At 50.7% G+C, this 15,869-nt stretch carries 20 protein-coding genes and 1 pseudogene; all 21 read left to right on the top strand.

The window, feature by feature from the left end; all coding sequences use genetic code 11:
* Positions 1-17: 17 nt before the first annotated feature.
* The 21 genes and pseudogenes from ACLBWT_RS18810 to ACLBWT_RS18710 all read left to right on the top strand — a co-directional run bounded on the left by ACLBWT_RS18810 (position 18) and on the right by ACLBWT_RS18710 (position 15,867).
* Complete coding sequence (locus ACLBWT_RS18810; protein WP_447664663.1) at positions 18-2,897, top strand: DEAD/DEAH box helicase; 2,880 nt, start codon at positions 18-20, stop codon at positions 2,895-2,897.
* A gap of 112 nt (positions 2,898-3,009) precedes the next feature.
* On the top strand, positions 3,010-3,168 hold the full coding sequence (locus ACLBWT_RS18805) for a hypothetical protein (protein WP_447664662.1): 159 nt from the start codon (positions 3,010-3,012) through the stop codon (positions 3,166-3,168).
* 125 nt (positions 3,169-3,293) lie between these two features.
* Positions 3,294-3,650 (top strand): hypothetical protein, encoded by a 357-nt coding sequence (locus tag ACLBWT_RS18800; protein ID WP_447664661.1) that lies wholly within the window; start codon positions 3,294-3,296, stop codon positions 3,648-3,650.
* A 309-nt stretch (positions 3,651-3,959) separates the two neighbouring features.
* On the top strand, positions 3,960-4,292 hold the full coding sequence (locus ACLBWT_RS18795) for a hypothetical protein (RefSeq protein ID WP_447664660.1): 333 nt from the start codon (positions 3,960-3,962) through the stop codon (positions 4,290-4,292).
* A 98-nt stretch (positions 4,293-4,390) separates the two neighbouring features.
* On the top strand, positions 4,391-4,516 hold the full coding sequence (locus ACLBWT_RS18790) for a hypothetical protein (RefSeq protein ID WP_447664659.1): 126 nt from the start codon (positions 4,391-4,393) through the stop codon (positions 4,514-4,516).
* Positions 4,517-4,605: 89 nt separating this feature from the next.
* Entirely contained in the window at positions 4,606-4,848 is a 243-nt protein-coding gene (locus ACLBWT_RS18785; RefSeq protein ID WP_447664658.1) for a hypothetical protein, read from the top strand.
* A gap of 44 nt (positions 4,849-4,892) precedes the next feature.
* Entirely contained in the window at positions 4,893-5,021 is a 129-nt protein-coding gene (locus tag ACLBWT_RS18780) for a hypothetical protein (RefSeq protein ID WP_447664657.1), read from the top strand.
* Positions 5,018-5,188: a hypothetical protein gene (locus ACLBWT_RS18775; RefSeq protein ID WP_447664656.1), complete on the top strand. Its 171-nt coding sequence runs from the start codon at positions 5,018-5,020 to the stop codon at positions 5,186-5,188. Before ACLBWT_RS18780 ends, ACLBWT_RS18775 begins: the two co-directional genes overlap by 4 nt.
* A complete protein-coding gene (locus tag ACLBWT_RS18770) occupies positions 5,181-5,987 on the top strand; it encodes a hypothetical protein (RefSeq protein WP_447664655.1) in 807 nt (268 codons plus the stop codon). Before ACLBWT_RS18775 ends, ACLBWT_RS18770 begins: the two co-directional genes overlap by 8 nt.
* 124 nt (positions 5,988-6,111) lie before the next feature.
* A complete protein-coding gene (locus tag ACLBWT_RS18765; protein WP_447664654.1) occupies positions 6,112-6,438 on the top strand; it encodes a hypothetical protein in 327 nt (108 codons plus the stop codon).
* Between the two features lie 983 nt (positions 6,439-7,421).
* A complete protein-coding gene (locus tag ACLBWT_RS18760; RefSeq protein ID WP_447664653.1) occupies positions 7,422-7,700 on the top strand; it encodes a hypothetical protein in 279 nt (92 codons plus the stop codon).
* A gap of 135 nt (positions 7,701-7,835) precedes the next feature.
* Positions 7,836-8,231, top strand: a complete 396-nt coding sequence (locus ACLBWT_RS18755; protein ID WP_447664652.1) for a PadR family transcriptional regulator — start codon at positions 7,836-7,838, stop codon at positions 8,229-8,231.
* Positions 8,232-8,245: 14 nt separating this feature from the next.
* Positions 8,246-8,902 (top strand): hypothetical protein, encoded by a 657-nt coding sequence (locus tag ACLBWT_RS18750; protein WP_447664651.1) that lies wholly within the window; start codon positions 8,246-8,248, stop codon positions 8,900-8,902.
* A gap of 173 nt (positions 8,903-9,075) precedes the next feature.
* Positions 9,076-9,333 (top strand): hypothetical protein, encoded by a 258-nt coding sequence (locus ACLBWT_RS18745; RefSeq protein ID WP_447664650.1) that lies wholly within the window; start codon positions 9,076-9,078, stop codon positions 9,331-9,333.
* Positions 9,326-9,445, top strand: a pseudogene (locus ACLBWT_RS18740) (transposase); the annotation flags it as partial. The gene ACLBWT_RS18745 and the pseudogene ACLBWT_RS18740, both read left to right, overlap by 8 nt.
* Positions 9,446-9,533: 88 nt before the next feature.
* Complete coding sequence (locus ACLBWT_RS18735; RefSeq protein ID WP_447664649.1) at positions 9,534-11,453, top strand: ATP-dependent DNA helicase; 1,920 nt, start codon at positions 9,534-9,536, stop codon at positions 11,451-11,453.
* 15 nt (positions 11,454-11,468) lie between these two features.
* Positions 11,469-12,182 carry a metal-dependent hydrolase gene (locus tag ACLBWT_RS18730; protein WP_447664648.1) on the top strand — a complete coding sequence of 238 codons (714 nt, stop codon included), beginning with the start codon at positions 11,469-11,471 and terminating at the stop codon, positions 12,180-12,182.
* A gap of 415 nt (positions 12,183-12,597) precedes the next feature.
* Positions 12,598-12,933, top strand: a complete 336-nt coding sequence (locus ACLBWT_RS18725; RefSeq protein WP_447664647.1) for a hypothetical protein — start codon at positions 12,598-12,600, stop codon at positions 12,931-12,933.
* 17 nt (positions 12,934-12,950) lie between these two features.
* Positions 12,951-13,697 (top strand): hypothetical protein, encoded by a 747-nt coding sequence (locus tag ACLBWT_RS18720; protein WP_447664646.1) that lies wholly within the window; start codon positions 12,951-12,953, stop codon positions 13,695-13,697.
* Positions 13,694-14,395: a hypothetical protein gene (locus tag ACLBWT_RS18715; protein WP_447664645.1), complete on the top strand. Its 702-nt coding sequence runs from the start codon at positions 13,694-13,696 to the stop codon at positions 14,393-14,395. Before ACLBWT_RS18720 ends, ACLBWT_RS18715 begins: the two co-directional genes overlap by 4 nt.
* A gap of 56 nt (positions 14,396-14,451) precedes the next feature.
* Positions 14,452-15,867: a hypothetical protein gene (locus ACLBWT_RS18710; RefSeq protein WP_447664644.1), complete on the top strand. Its 1,416-nt coding sequence runs from the start codon at positions 14,452-14,454 to the stop codon at positions 15,865-15,867.
* Positions 15,868-15,869: the final 2 nt, after the last annotated feature.

The raw sequence follows: 15,869 nt of genomic DNA, 5'->3' as shown, positions 1-15,869 counted from the left end.
AAAGGAGGCCATTTAATTTGACTACGGAGACATTGGAATTGATCAACAACGAATCGGTTATCGGGGAAGGGGATATCGCCCTCTTAACGGACGGGGCGGCCCCTGCCGTTCCCACATCGCTCAATGATATTGAGAACATCGGTGATTACCTGAGCCTGTTCGGGGCTGACCTGATTCGGCGCCTGAATGAAGAGTATGTGCCGGTTCACCACCCGGGTAATGATGAAACGCTGGCTGTTCTGGATCAGATCAAGCGACCGCTATTCAGCGCCCAGGCGCATGTGGTGACCGCGCTGCTCAAAGGGTTCAAACGGAACCGCCGACTCATGCTTATCGGGGAAATGGGAACCGGGAAAACGGCGGTAAGTATTTCCCTGTTTTTTAGCTTATTGTCTGAACTGCTCAATGGCAAAGGCCGTGTCATTTACATGGTCCCGAACCATCTGATCAAGAAGACGAAGCGGGAAGTAGGGATTCTGCTCGATAAGAATCTGTTTGAGGTTACATTCCTCGACGATTTCGTGGACGTCATCAAACTGCGTGACAGCGGCAAGATGGAGTTCAAGCCGAAGAAAATCGAAGTGTACATCATCGCCCGCGACACGGCGAAACTCGGGTATATTTACGAACCTGTTGCTCAGTGGGTTGACCGCTCCTATGCAAAGCGGGTCGTCAAGGGTGATGATGTAAAGAAGGTCAGCAAGACCGTTTTCCAAGGGTGGAAATGCCCGGATTGCGGCGGTCAGCTGATGAAAGAAGAAGAAGGCAGCATGGTTCCGATGGAATACGAGGACTTCTTCAACAAGCACGGAAAGCCGACGCGACGTAAAAACAATCTGTTCTGTTCCAGTCAAGTTCGTCTGTACAAGAACAGCGATCCCGAGAAGGACGATTACCGGACATGTGGCGCTCCTTTGTGGCAGGCAAAAAATAGAGACAAGAGTAGTTTTTCGGGTGAATCCCGGAAGCCAAGTGGCGTTTCTCCTCGTAAGGTTTCGCCGGCACACTTGTTCAAGCGTTATTTTAAGAACAAGTTCGATTTGGCGATCGGGGATGAATGCCATGAGCTCACCGGGGGCAGCGCCCAGGCTCATGCCTTCCACGTTCTGATGGGCTGCGCGAAGTATGCGCTCGCTATGACGGGTACCCTCATGAACGGGTATGCTAGTAACCTATTTGAACTATTCTATCGAATGTTCCCTGCTAGATTGAAAGAGAATGGTTTCAACTGGGGCGATGTTGGAAGGTGGATCGACCTTTACGGCGTCCGCGAGAAAGTGACGAAAATCCGCAAGGATGAGGACTTGAACAGTTCCAGCAACGGATCCTCCAAGCGTGCGAACACGAAGGAATTGCCGGCCGCGGCTCCGCAGCTCTTTACGGATATGCTGAGCGACGTGGCATGCTTTATCCAAATGTCCGATATGTTTGAGGTTCTGCCGGAGCTCTCCGAAGGTCCGATGAACGTCTCGCTCAAAGGCGACAGGTCATTCATTCCGTGTATCACGAAGATCGAGCGTAGGCCGGGAAGAACCAAACGCAAGCCGACGAAGGGGATGCGCCTTGTGGCGCCCACTTGGTATTTGTCACGTAACTTGTCCGAGGTCGAGAACTTGCTGCGCGAAGCGGTTCAGAAAGAACTTCAGGGCGGCGGTCAATCCGTCCTCTTGGGAAGTCTCCTGTCAACCTTGCTCAGCTACCCGGACGTTCCCTTTAATTTCGAGGGCGTCTATCACCCGGACAGCGGCGATGAGATCGTTCCTCCTAGTTATCGGCTAAGTGACCGGGTTTTATACCCGAAAGAACTCCAGCTGATCAAATACGTGAAGGCGCGTCTCAAAGCCGGCCGGAAGGTTGGCGTCTATGCTACCTTTACCGGAAAGTTGGGTACGTTGCAACGGCTTCAAATGTTGCTGGAGGAACAAGGAATCAAAACGGCCGTCCTGGAATCGAACGTCGATGGTCCGGACCGGGAAGAGTGGATCGCCAAAAGGGAAAAAGAGGGGATTCAGGTACTTCTTACTAATCCCATTCTCGTCTCAACGGGCCTGGATTTGCTCGGCTTCCCGTCTCTGTTTTTTTACCAAACAGGCTACCGCCTGTCGATCGTTCGTCAAGCCAGCCGGCGCCATTGGCGTATCGGGCAGAAGAATCTTTGCGAGACCGTGTACTGCGGCTACAAGGGTACTATGCAAGAGCTTGCCATCAACCTGATGGCTGCCAAGATGAGCGCGGCGCTTGCGCTGGAAGGACAGTTCAGCCAGGAAGGGCTTGCGGCGTTGACTGAAGGCTCCGGAGGCAGTCTTGCGCAGGAGCTTGCAAAGCGGTTCGTCGGCAACAATATGGGCGTGGAAAGCGCGGAATCCATTTGGGGCAAAATGACGATCGACGCATCGAAGCTTGGCGTGACGGCGCCGACCGAGGCACCGGCGTTCGAGGAAGAGCAGGAGGACGTTCTCGATATCTGGAACGATCTGAACGCTTCGAAACCGAGCGAACCGGCGTCCCCGATCCGCGTCTTCTACGGCGACTCGCTGCGTAACGCCCTGCTTGCTTGGGCAACCGAGGCTGTGCCGGCCGATCTTTACCAACGGATTGAACAACAGATCAATTTTGTTGAGCAAAACGTGAATAAAGGTATGAATGGCCTTGCCGTCATTAACGCGTCCCTGCTTGGCGATATTGAACTTCGGTGGGATCCAGCGGCCGTACCGGTAGAATCGGAGGAATTCCGCCGCTGGGTTTACAACCTGACCGTTAAGCCGGTGACCGATCGCACAAAGGCGACCGATACGGCGTGGAAGGGATTGGAGCTGCTTGTCGAGGGCAAGACGGTGAAGACCAAGACCAAGAAGGTCTACAACGTCACCGATGACCAGTACGCGTTCAATTTCTAAATAAACAACACCGGGAGAGAGGGCAGCCGCTCTCTCTCTTTGGTTTATAAAGGAAACCTCAGATGATATTCGTCTCATCAAAGACGTGCAGCGCGGAAGGGGTTGAGCGGGAATGAAAACCAGAACAGGATGGGAAGACGTCGATGCGCTTTTCGAGAGAGCCGAGAAGCTTGGCGACGAGCTCGAGCAAATTCAAAGAGAAGCAGCTGACATTCTTTACCCTCATGAGAAGAAGCCTGCTACACATGGATATCAATTGAAAAGTGCATAATACTCAGAAGAAGAGGCGGTCTAACCGCCTCTTCTTTTTTTGTCTTAACCGAGTGTGCAGAAAAATTTTGTGAAATCATAATTTCGTTATATGATGATTTCAAATAGCACTGGAGGTTATTCACGATGGCAAAACAAAAAATTCACCCGACCTGCCGAATATGCGATAAGCTGAATGCTGAAATGACGCATTGCGCCATCTTTGGACCGCTCACACCTGGTCAAGCGGACAATACCGCGGTGGGTGCTGCTTGTAACAAATCCGGAGATTACGTACGGCTGCTGCACGCAACGCCAAATGTATATAACCTCGGCAAAACGTCGGTAGGTACACCGATCGATGTGGAAGCGGATAGCCAGCTCCTCGTGTTCGATCAAAAGGATGAGATAGAAGGATTCAAAGAGCAACACGGCATGACTCTGGAAGAGTGGGCTGCTGCAACTTTTGGTAGAGACCGAATGGATCGTGGTGAGAGAGAATAATATAATTCTTATCCTGTCACTATCGATTTGTTTCATTGTATCCAATTTCATTTACTCCAATACTTGTATATTATATGATTAGTATATATACATAGGTTTAAGGAGGGAACGGGTACGGGTTCCGAAAGGGACGATCCGATTTTTAACGCTCTTTCCAATTGGCTCTTTTTAATAGCAAGAATTATTAAATATTCAAATCAAATCACAATTAACGTTAGAGTCTGTTTCCTCATAGGGGAACAGACTCTATTGAATTCATGTAACACATAGGAGCGTAACTTTTGTTAGATTAAAATAAAGGGGGATCCAATGGAGATGAAGAAAGAATCTATACAACTGAGCAATAAAAAGAGTTTTCGAGGATTAATTATTTTCTATGGGGTCATTTGGGGATATTGGCTTCTCGCTACCGGCATTGTGGGATGGAATAATAGGTCTTCATCATTTAATGGCATCGCTAGTTTCTTTATCACCGTTTGCTGCATTTGCATGAGCGCCGGCATATATATGATCTTCGCATACAAGAAAAATCCATCAAGATCGATACTACTCAACGTGGTCGGGTACTTAATCTTTGTCCCACCGGCATTAATATTGACGCTGGCGACAATTTTGCTTTTAGTGACTCCAGCTCACCTATAATTAGAGTGAGCGGATCGAGAGCCTCCCGGCTGCGCATCTCGGACCTTTTTGCACGGTTCACAGAGCCGGCCAGGTCTCGAACCTGCAGCGCGACGCGGATGGCGCGTGGACGTTGGACAGCAGCCCGATCGACCAGGATCTCGATCACGGAAATGGCTGAGGCCGTCAACGACCAGGGATATTGGTGCCAAGTCGCCAAGGACGTGCTGGACGAGGACGCTTAAGTTTTGGTGGTGCAGACCTCTTACGAATACGATCCCGAGCAGGACTAATATCCGGAGGCTACGGCTTCCCATACAAGGAGGATATATCGATGAAAACCATTCATTTCTCCGAGCTTCGGCCCGGCACATACATCAACTACGAGGGCGAGATTTACACCATGGAGCAAGCGTCTGCTCTTATCGCTTCTGGCTCCGAACCAGCGCTGTACACCATTTCGGACGAATGGATTCACGAGTCGCTGATGGCCGCGTCCCGGGAAAGAAGGGCCGGGAAGCCGGTATCCGATGTTTACTCGGCTCCCGATCCACATTGCATGAAGATTCTATACTGAGGCTACGGCTGATACAGTACCGTTGGAATATGAGGGGGAAGCCCATGAATTACGAACAGCTCGACCGGCAGGCATACGCACATTACTGCTTGCTCTGTGCCGAAAACGGCCTTGACCCACTACCATTCGAGCAATACTTATTTCTTATCAGCGATGAGGAAGTCAGGGCATGAGTAACGAACAGCAACCAAGAGGGAATAACGTTTACCTCACATTCAATGAATTGTATTACCTTCTCAGGGCGACGGATGCTTTTAATGCCCACGAAGACGAAGAAGTGGACGAAGTGAGAAGCCGGTTGCACGAAAAGCTACGGAAGAAGGTGAGTCTGCGTGAGTAACGAACAGCAGCTCCAAGCGATCATCGTAGGAGCACCAGCGCAAGTAGTGCGCGGAGAGTACGCCGGAATGACTGGAGTCGTTTATGAGGCCGACTGGACGCGCAAGTTGATTGCACTCTCCCTCGATGACGGAAGGGGCGTCCGAGTCCCTTGGGGTTGCGTCGAGCAGGACGGGAGCGAGCCGGTCCAGGTTCCATCCTCACAGCAGCCCATGACGGTGGAGCAGATGGCGGAAATCGTGCAGCGCGTTGATCTATTGGATGAGGCTTACTGCGACTATGACGAGGGCGCCGATATCGAGGATATGCATGAGTCGCTGAAACACAACCGATCCCTCCTAGCTGAGTTACAGCGGCTGACCGAAAGCCTACAGCTTGCATCAGATGCGCTGGCAATAAAAACAAAGCATCTGGATGCCACAGCACGGTCTAATAAGCGTCTGACCGACGAGGTACAGCGCCAGCAGGGAGAGATAGAGCGGCTGACGGCTGAACGGGACAAATGGTTTGCTCAGGCTGCCGAATCGGTTAGTCCAGGCAAAGGAGATCCGTCGCTGCCGATCGGTTCTGAAGGGAGCGTGAACGGAATGGGAAATAAACGCGAATCTACTCAAAGCATCTTGGAGAATATGTTGGGACGCAAGCTTTCGGCCAAAGAAGAATCTAAGGTGGAATGGTTGGAAGGATGGGAAAAAGAAACAGTCGACGTATTTCGGAAAATATTTCGGGAAGTGCACGTCAACGGAATGAATAAAGGTGTAAGCGCTAGTCAAGTTGCTTCTAGAATGTTTGATCAATGACAGGACGAGACATGTGAAGTGGGCGAGATGGTGCAGCCTTATCATCAAGGCAGAGGCCACGGATACGATCCCGTAGCATTTTATGGTGGTTGATGAATCATATAGAATAGGGCGGTGAATGACTTTGATCCAGAATAAAAATAGCCAATATCAACCCAAATCCCTTCAAGCTGTAATTGACAATAAAATGTACGATGTAACCAAATCGGAGTTAGTAGCCGATCTGACTCCAGGATGGTACAGCTTATATAAAACGAAAAAAGGAAATTACTTTATTACTAAAAACAGATCCGAGTCTTTAATTTTTGATTTGGTGTTTCGTTATGACGCACTTGCGGGTTTCTACGATGATATTAAGCCAATGTCTCAAACAGAGGTTATCGAGTTTCTAAATAAAATCGGTGAGATCGAGTTAATTAAGAAGGAATTCCCTAGCATTGAAGATGCATAAGAAGATAGATACTTATTGAATAGAAGGTGTGCATTTTGAAGATTCAGTATTGCTGTCCTAAGTGCTGCCGCGAAATTAGGAATTGCAAGTGTGGGAAGTAACAAAATGAATAAAAACACTGAATAAGGGGCCCCGGAAAAATCCGGAGCTCCTTTTCTATGGCCAACTAGGACTTTGCCTTTTATGTTTGAATGTGGCTCGATTTTCCTCGTCCGAACCCCACGTCACCGGTGGCTCCAGTTTTGTTTAGCTTCTTGGAGAATCTGTTCGTAGCTTCGGACTTCCGGTGGCCAACCAGTAATGATAGTCTTTAGGCTCGATTAACCGCGGAAGAATTCACTTGTTTTCAATATACTTGTTTACACCCTTGTATGATTGGGCCGGCAGACTATCGCACGGTTGACATATCCTGCAGCTGCCCGCTGCTTTGCTCACGCTCTCTTCGTCTGATCGTTTGCCCCGCTCCAGTGATTTCATCTATACCTGCTTCATTCCACTTCCTTAGATACGATCCACATATGACCGCTCATCTAGTTACCTTTCCGCGGCCTGCCGTTGTCCGCATGTCCCGCTCCGATCCGATTCAGCGAGGGTGGTCTTCGACCTTGTGGCTATTCTGTTTCTTTACATGACGAGGTCTTCCCTTCTGACCCGGTTTTCGCGCAGCGCGCGGCGGCCCCCCCGACGGGCGAGACCTGCAACTTGGTCCGGATTAAGTAGCAGGGAGGTGATCTGCTACTGGGGAGAGAAAGCCCAAAAGAATAAACACGGATATAGGAACAGAGCTGCAGGTCTGCAACTAGGTACGAATCTAGATACGTAGAAACTAGAAGATCGGGTCGGAAGGGGTAGATCCGGAAAAAGTAGGTCGTGGAGGGGAGCGGGATGCCTGCAAGGGTGATAACAAGTATATTGATATAAAGCGTGTCTGTGGTATAATATGGGCAGGGGAATATATGTTTGGTTGAATGGAGGTATAATCCGTGGCGAATGACAGTGAAACGCTGTATGACCAGTCGGAGAACGAGCGCAATTTTCAGCCGCTTTTCCGGGCGCTCGCTCGGCTGGATTTGACGGAAGTGGAGCGGGATGAAGCGATCGCCAATTACATGTTCATGTTCGTGGAGGACGGCCGGTTCGCGTACAAGCATTCGTGGACGCGCCAGTACGTTCATCTGGATGAAGAGGGAGAAATCCAGGGCGGCATCCTCAATACCGGCGACTTTTCCTCCCCCTCCCTGCCGGTGGGGAATGATGAATAGCTCGTCCAGCTTTGGAATATTAAGGCGCGGAACGTGTTGCTCGCATCATGCGTTATTCTCGGATCTGCTGTAATCGGATTCCTTGGGATTGCCGGTGTATTATAATCTTCAAATTGAAGGAGGCAACAAAAGGATATGCCACGCAATGAAAATCCGATCGAGAAAACCGAATCTCTTGGCCATGTGGTGAAGGTGCAGCAGGTCATTGACTTTATCGTGCTTTCCGATCTCATGAATGGCCGTCGCTATCACAGTGAAATGGAGCAGTTCATTACACAGACGCTCGACGGCGTAGGCGTAAACGATGCCTACTTCAGCCAACGGCTTCGGGCGCTCGCCGAGAGCGGGCATGTTAATCGGCAATGGGAAGGGGACAACCGCTACAACCGCTTTTACGAGATCACTGAATCGGGAGTGGAATACTGCAAGTTGCTCCTTCGTGACCTGCCGGCCCGGGTGAAGATGGCACAGCGAGTCTATACGCTGTTCGATAACTACATGGCGAAGTTTGGCAAGATGAATCTGAAATAGAAAGGAGCGGGAACATGGAGGAGCTGAACTATCAGGAAGTCATCGATCGTATTAAGGCACGGTTCCCGCAGGGCACCGTCAAGCAGCGGGAAGATACCGGCCGCGCTTACATCCCCAACCAGGTCTATACCGACCGCGTGGAGGATGCAACGAACAGCCGCTGGAACCGCGAAATCCGCGATGTTGAGATCAACGTCCCTCACGGCTACGTCAAGGTAATTTGCCGCGTTACGATCGGGCCGCATTACCGCGACGGCATTGGGTTCGCAGAGATCACCGAAGCTAAGCATGTAGCCAATAAGGTCGATCTGGCGACGAACGAAGCCTTTCGTGAAGCTCTTGATACATGGGAGATCGGATGGCGAGACCTCGCACCTTTCTATCAGAAAGAGAAGGATTGGGCGAGCAATCCCGCTCTTCGGCATTTGCTCGATTCACCGCCTCCCGTTCCTGACGTCACTCTTGGCCATCAGCCGAATACAAGAGTCGAACGCAGCTGCATAAAATGTGGAAACTCACTTACTCATGCTGAATGGGACATCCTAGGGGTTGTTCCGAATTTGAACCGGGAGAAAATGACCTACTGCTATAATCATCTTCCTGATCACCTGAAACGAAAGTTGCCAGATGGAGCGCGGTTAAAATTTGATGAGAGTAGAATGGGTCAATAATCACTATTAATTCTATTATTGATCTACCCTGCAGATTATAATTGGGTAGTGAAGGCATTAGATAAAGTGCTATGAACGATAAAATGCATCTAATTGAGATGTATCAAAGCCAGGGAATTATGATGCATGGTCATCGATACTAAATATACGGCGGCATTAGGAGGGTGAGGCGTATGAAGAAGGAGACGGAATTAAAAATGCTTAAATTCCTTTCCACCTATCACTACAGATTTTTTCAAATAGTTTTTACGGCACTTTCTGTGATTGGAGCAAGTGGAATCGTGCTACCCGATATGAATGGTAGTAGGATGTCTGCTCTAATTCTATTCGTGGGCGGCTTCGCAGCCGTTGTTATCTTTCAATTCTTGATTATGTCGAAGTACGAGAGCATTGAAAAGGATTTTAAATCTAAAACACAACTAACAAGATAAGTACTGCCCTGAGCAATGGCCGCAACGCCATCGATCCGATCCATATGTTTAAATATCTGTTGCTTAAAGCCCTCTTGAGCTGTCGGATGTAGACCTTGTGGAGCGTTCGCGGTTACTTGGTAAAATCGTTGTCATTTGGTAATATATTAGTATGATAGTATATTAATTAATATATATATAACAATCGGAGGCGAAGCGGCTTGGAAGACTTTATCGAGCGTGCGCTAGGCCAGGGCGGGCATTTGTCCAAGCTCGTGCAAGGCTACAGCCCGAGGGCGCCGCAGATTCTCATCTCTACAAAAGTCGGCATGGCGCTGGAAGAGGAGAAGCACCTGATGTGCGAAGCCGGTACAGGAACGGGTAAATCCCTCGGCTACTTGATTCCTGCAGCGCAGTGGGCCGTCAAAAATAAAAAAACGATCGTGGTCTGCACTCATACGATCCCTCTGATGACGCAGATCGTGAACGTGGAGCTCCCGCGGGTTCAGCAAATTCTCAAAATGGAGAAGTTGAATCTGAAGTACCAGCTCGTCAAAGGGAAGTCCCATTATGTCTGTTACTCGAAGTTGGAGAGTTTGTGGCAGGAAATGCTTCGGAGCAACAACAAGGACGCCAAGGTAGTTCAGCGGATCTTTTCTAAGGTCAGTAAAGAGGGTATTGCCGACCGTACCGCACTCGGGTTTGATGTTGAGGACGCGCTTTGGAATCGAATCTCCGCTTCCTCCTGTCCTTCCGTCAAAAAGCCCGATAACTGCATGCTGGAAGACTTGAAGGAGAAGATGCAGAAGGCGCATATCATCGTAACGAATCACGCTTACTTCTTCACTGACCTGATTATGCGGAAAAAGACCGGCAATGGTTCGCTTCCCGCCTATGACGCGGTTATCTTCGATGAGGCCCACGAGCTCGAGGACGTTTGCTGCAACATTTTCGAGAAGCAGGTGGACTTGAATCGGTTCGAGACGCTTTTCGACTACCTCTTCAGGCGGGATGCCTTCAACGATCTCGATATAAGTAATCAGCTTGCTCTCACGCAGCTGCGTCAGTCCTTCACGCAAAAGATGGACGAAGCATATGCCTCGGTCGGGCAGGGGATGAAGAATGACGCATTTAAGCTGCTGAACGAGAAGATTGATATGAGCGAAGTCTGCTCGATCCTGACGGAGTTTATCGAGAAAATCAAGGCGCTGAGTATCCGCGGCGTTTCCGATATACTGGACCGGCTTTTTGAAGGGAATGACGATCTGGATTTCATCGGGGAGAATGCCAAGCGTTCTTGGGCGTATTGGGCGACGGTTCAGGGCCGAGGAAATGTTACGCTTCATGCGGCGCCACTCTTTCCGAAGGTGGTTTTGGCCAACGGTCTCTTCAATAAAGTGCCAGTCATTCTCGCCAGCGCCACAATGTCCACCAACGGCTCCTTTCAGTTTTTTGCGGGTAGGTGCGGCGTGAAGGATTATGACAGTGTGATGGTCAGCAGTCCATTTGACTATGAGAACCGGACGATGATTATCTGCCCGGACGATGCGCCGGCGCCGGACAGCCCCGATATAACCCAGTACACCGCCGATAAGCTGCAGGAAATTCTCATGTATTCCGGTGGCCGGATGCTCGTCCTGTTTACCAGTTTCGAGACGATGAACCAAGTCTCCCGAAAATTCCAACCCCATTGCATCGAGCGGGGTTACAATCTGCTGGTTCAATTCCCGGGATGCGATCGGGAGAAGATCATTCACGAGTTGAAGACCAACCCGCGTACGATCGTTCTCGGATGCTCCAGCTTTTGGACCGGCGTTGACGTGGCGGGGGACGCGCTTACGACCCTTGTGATCGCCAAACTGCCGTTCCCGCAGCCTAACGAACCTCTGATCCAGGCACAGCTTGAGTTAATTGAAAAGGCAAAGAGGAACAGCTTCGTGGACTATATGTTCCCGAAGATGATGATCAAACTGAAGCAGGGGTTTGGCCGGCTAAACCGGTCAATGAAATGCCAGGGCGCGGTCATCATTCTGGACAGCCGCATGCGGACCAAACGGTACGGTAAAACCGTCATTAAAAGCCTGCCGAAGTGCAAGTATTCCGAGAAGCTTGAAGATATTGTTCGTATCCTGCCCATTTGAGAGGAAGTGGTCGACATGATGGGAAAATCCCATTTGGTTATCAGCACAGGCGTCACACTTAGCGTTCTAGGTTTAGCCGACGAGAAGATTACGCTGCCTGTTGCCGCAGTTACGGCGGTCAGCGCGCTGCTTCCGGATATTGACGAGCCCAATTCGCTTCTCGTTTCACGTGCGATTCCGACCCGCTTCCTCCGGTTCCTTCAGTTCGCACTTGTCGGGCTCGGCGTATTTCTTTACTTTTTTGGTCAAGCGTTTACCCCGTGGAATATCGTCCTTGCGGTTCTAGTAGGCACGGTATCGTTGATGCCAACCCGCTCCCTACGAAATGTCGTCATGGTACTGATCGGCGCCGGACTGATCCTGTTCGGCCATGCGTTCATTCCTTGGAACTACATCATCGGAAGCCTTCTTATCATCTGCGCACTCCTGCCGCACCGCGGCCTTACCCACACCGCGTTCGGGTTGCTCGGTTGGACCGCGCTCCTGTACTTTGCAACAACCGATTACGGTCATACGCTTTGGATTGCAGGAGGACTCTCGTATCTGCTGCACCTGCTGGCCGATTCGGTTACAAATCGCGGAATCCGGCCGCTGCCGCCGTTTGAATGGCGCCTGAAGCTGAACCTGATGAGTACCGGAACATGGAAAGGCTCTGTCGTTGAAGGCGGCTTTGTTCTGTTAACATTCGTCCTGGTTTACTTTGTGTTCTTCCGTCACTTCGCCATCTGATTCCCGAAAGGAACTATTTAAACCATGATGATCGATCCATCCACTCTACAACAACACCCGCTTATCAGCAGTTCAACGAGTTTACGATCGATTTGTGCACGTGGCCGGATCCGCTGCGGTGTTAACCACCTTACCGACCGACTGACTGCATAGAGTGGGAAGCGCCTATTGGCCGCTTCCCACTTTTTTCTTTATCTGAGCCTGGCCCTATGCTATACTTTAGCCAATACTTAGCAATACAAAATTTTCTCCGCTGTCCTTTTTTCGGCGAAGAGCGAGCGAGTACGGCATATTGCCGTCAATAAGTAATCAGGCGTAATTTTGACCAGGAGAACAGAAGTGTACCTTATTTCGGTGCGCTTTTTTTGTTTTCCTGGTCTTTTTTTTCGCCCAAAACAAAGGAGGAAATCGGAACATGCGTATCAACCTGTCCCGCTTAACGGCAAGTTTGCCGAAGCAAGAGACGTACCTGCAAGGGTATACGTCCGGTCTCTTCCGTGCTATTGAAGCCGCTCATTATGGCTCTAAGAGTTCGGAAGTTGATTGGAACGGTTTCACGTTACAGGAGGCTGAACAGGCTTTGGACATGGCGATGAACTATGTCGATCACGAGTATGTTGAGGAAGAGGACGGAACGGCGTTCCCCAATGAAGGAAATGCCATTCACGAGTTTCTTCACAACAGCGAAGTGATCTACAAGCTCAAGCAAGCCAAGCCCGAGACGCCAACCGAAAGCGTTGATTTCTTTTAGAAGGGTGCGTGGAGACATTGGAACAATCGTACATGTATCAGGAGCAGATCAGCCAGATGCAGGCGACGTATGACGCCTTTACACTCGTCAAAATCACGCATGATGCGGGTGTTGACGTTGTGAAAAATCCCATCAACTTCTTCTGCCACGAATTCGCAGGGCAGGGACCGGTCTTTTGGGATTGCATGAAGCTGATCTTCGGTGAGATCGTTCATGTGAGCGAGGTGCTGAATGGGTGGGGTACATCCGAGAATACCTACCGCATTCCTCTCCCGGAGCTTCAGGCGTTTTACCCGCTTCTGCGTGATGCTGAACGTGGCCAGTACATCAATCGCTTTAACGCCATGCTCTCGAAAGACGACGATTACTTCGGCGAGTTCGAGATGAATGGCACGATGGCCGGCAACTGTTTTTACATCACGGTCACGGGTGAGTACGGCTTGTATTCGCCGCTTCTGTCATCAATGGTGAAAATTCGGAATGAGGTACGCGAGCTGATCCGCGCCAGGCGTGAGCAAATTGTCAACGGGCTGCGGAGCGTTAAGTTGGCGAAGATGGTCTATGACCGTCTCGGAATCGTGGTGGACGTGTCGCTGGAAGACCATGTAAATGTGGTGTTCTCGAACATTATGGACCAATGCGGAAATCTCAGCCTTTCGCTGACCGCAGACGATCCATTCTCCTACGATACCATGCTGACTATGTTGAACAGCGCGCTAGACCAGGCGGTAATAAGAACAAAACGAGAGGAAGTGGCGGCATGACTACAGCTGCTCAATTGGAAAAAGAAACCGGATCGAAAGTGGTTATCGTCATCCGCGATCACGGCTTGCCGACGATCGAGGAGTTTCATGATGGCGTGAGCATGGGGGAAGGCACCTACACTCACGAGACTGTTGCGCGAGCGGTGATTCAGTCCCTCGATTACGCGGCCATCAAGACGCCCCTTTTGCCACGGAATGCGATCTACTATTCGGAGGGTCCGGCGAGGCGTAACGTCTTCCTGGAAATCCCCCCTCATCGCCGCGAAGTGTTTTATCACGAAGCGAAGATCGAGGATGTTCCATTCCCGAGGCTAATTGTCGGTTTCGAGTTGACGGTGCGTGAAAAAAACATGGCCATTACCAACGTGTACATGGCTGCGCTGGAGGACCAACTCATTCCCAACGAGGAATCGAAGGTCTATTTTTATCCCTACACCAACGTCGCCAATACGTTCTCGGTATGCTGGGGCAGTCAAAAGCTGCCGTCGATCGAGCGGGTTTCCCAACTGGCAACTATCCCCGAACTGTTTTTCAATTCGCCTAATTCGGACTGCTACTATGCAGGGTCGAATACAAGCAAATTGCCGTTCCGGGGTCTTGTTGAACAGATTAAGGGAAAATCGTTCCCCGACGAGTATCTGAAAGAGACCGGCTTGGGACTCCAGGAATGGATCAATAAGCTGACCAACTCTCTCTAAGCCGCCTCTCGCATCAATTGGAGCTCATAAAAATATAATTCTGGAGGTAATTTGAAATGTCTAACACCAACGATCAGTTTGATTTATTCTCTTACTTTGGCGGATCCCAAGAGTTTTCCGCCCCGTCCGAGCCGAAGCAGGAAGCCAAACCACAGGCGCCCGAAAGCGATCCATCGTCGCCCGGCTCCGCGGCAGCTTCCGAACCGGCCGCCAGCACCGAAGCTGCACCCGCTTCCGCTGAATCCCCGGCACCCGAAGCCGAGCAGGGCGATACCAAAGTCGTCCATCTCGCATCGAAACGCCTGCGCGAGCAGCGGCAGCAGGAACGTCAGGAAGATGCCTGCGAGGACGAGTGCAAGGAAACCGGCGAAGAAGATGCCGAAGAAGAGAACGAATTGAGCGATGAGGAACGCGCAGCGCTCGCTGATGACGGTGATCCGGATGAAGCTGCGGCCAACAAAGCCGAGCTTGCGGGTGGACAAGCCAATACGGAAGTCAAGGCCGATAACAAATCGGCCGTCACCACCGGTGCCGCGCCTGCCAAAAAGGAAGAGAAGAAGCCCGAATTTAACCACGCTACGTACATCGCGTATGCGGGGCACACGCTTTCCATCACGAAGTTTTTTGATGCGGAGCAACTCGGCGGACTCGACCTTGAGGCTGTGCGCAAACGGCTGGAGAGGGACTTCCCGGAATTGTCCAAACAGCGGACCAAGCTGGATTGGGATGAGAAGAAAAATCTCATCTGCCCGATCGTTACCGGAGGTAAAAAGGGAGCCTATTTCAGCCAAGGGCTGAAAGGCTTCTTTTTTCGTTCCAAGGACCTGTTCGCTAACAAGGAGCCCATCAACATCCTGGCTGCCCGCGACGGCTATTACGAAGTGCGTGAGAACGCGATCGGGGTATTCGTCGCCAAGGCCGAGGTTGTAGAGGAATTGGAGCCTTGCCGCGAAGGGTTCAAGCTGAATCTCCCGAAAATTCCGGAAAACCTGTTCGTTCAACTCGTGTCCTTCTTTGCGGATTACGCCATGCACGAAGTCGAAGTCATGGGTGTTTTCTATTGGGACACGGAAACCAAGCGCTACGTGCTCGATGTGCCGTTCCAGGAAGTGAGCAAGGTCAAAGTCGATGCCTGTTATTCCGAATTCCCGACCCACTTTGTTAAAGTGGCCGAGATTCATTCGCATAACACGATGAAGGCGTACTTCAGCGACATCGACGATGCCGACGAACTTGGAACGATGCTTTACGGGGTTGTCGGGCGCCTGCAGCAAGGGATTCGCGAAATCACGTATAATGTTCGCACCCGCGCAGGCGTCGCCGGCCGCTTCATCCCTCTGGAGCCAAGTGCAATCATTGAGGGGGATTACCCGGAGTTCGCGGTCAAAAGCCTCGAACCCGCTGAGTATCCGAAGCATTGGCATGATCGGGTTACCATCAGCAGATCGAAAAAAGAACCAATGTGGAGGTAATT

The organism is Paenibacillus sp. D51F (assembly GCF_053345695.1).
Note: the sequence above shows the minus strand (reverse complement) of the source record. Positions and strands in the feature narration are given on the sequence as shown.

Excerpts from the sequence above, each read along its gene's own strand:
- ACLBWT_RS18750 (WP_447664651.1), top strand. The coding sequence starts at position 8,246 with ATGGAGGAGCTGAACTATCAGGAAGTCATCGATCGTATTAAGGCACGG.
- ACLBWT_RS18745 (WP_447664650.1), top strand. The coding sequence starts at position 9,076 with ATGAAGAAGGAGACGGAATTAAAAATGCTTAAATTCCTTTCCACCTAT.
- ACLBWT_RS18800 (WP_447664661.1), top strand. The coding sequence starts at position 3,294 with ATGGCAAAACAAAAAATTCACCCGACCTGCCGAATATGCGATAAGCTG.
- ACLBWT_RS18755 (WP_447664652.1), top strand. The coding sequence starts at position 7,836 with ATGCCACGCAATGAAAATCCGATCGAGAAAACCGAATCTCTTGGCCAT.
- ACLBWT_RS18730 (WP_447664648.1), top strand. The coding sequence starts at position 11,469 with ATGATGGGAAAATCCCATTTGGTTATCAGCACAGGCGTCACACTTAGC.
- ACLBWT_RS18790 (WP_447664659.1), top strand. The coding sequence starts at position 4,391 with ATGGCGCGTGGACGTTGGACAGCAGCCCGATCGACCAGGATCTCGATC.
- ACLBWT_RS18725 (WP_447664647.1), top strand. The coding sequence starts at position 12,598 with ATGCGTATCAACCTGTCCCGCTTAACGGCAAGTTTGCCGAAGCAAGAG.
- ACLBWT_RS18775 (WP_447664656.1), top strand. The coding sequence starts at position 5,018 with ATGAGTAACGAACAGCAACCAAGAGGGAATAACGTTTACCTCACATTC.
- ACLBWT_RS18710 (WP_447664644.1), top strand. The coding sequence starts at position 14,452 with ATGTCTAACACCAACGATCAGTTTGATTTATTCTCTTACTTTGGCGGA.
- ACLBWT_RS18785 (WP_447664658.1), top strand. The coding sequence starts at position 4,606 with ATGAAAACCATTCATTTCTCCGAGCTTCGGCCCGGCACATACATCAAC.
- ACLBWT_RS18805 (WP_447664662.1), top strand. The coding sequence starts at position 3,010 with ATGAAAACCAGAACAGGATGGGAAGACGTCGATGCGCTTTTCGAGAGA.
- ACLBWT_RS18715 (WP_447664645.1), top strand. The coding sequence starts at position 13,694 with ATGACTACAGCTGCTCAATTGGAAAAAGAAACCGGATCGAAAGTGGTT.
- ACLBWT_RS18795 (WP_447664660.1), top strand. The coding sequence starts at position 3,960 with ATGGAGATGAAGAAAGAATCTATACAACTGAGCAATAAAAAGAGTTTT.
- ACLBWT_RS18780 (WP_447664657.1), top strand. The coding sequence starts at position 4,893 with ATGAATTACGAACAGCTCGACCGGCAGGCATACGCACATTACTGCTTG.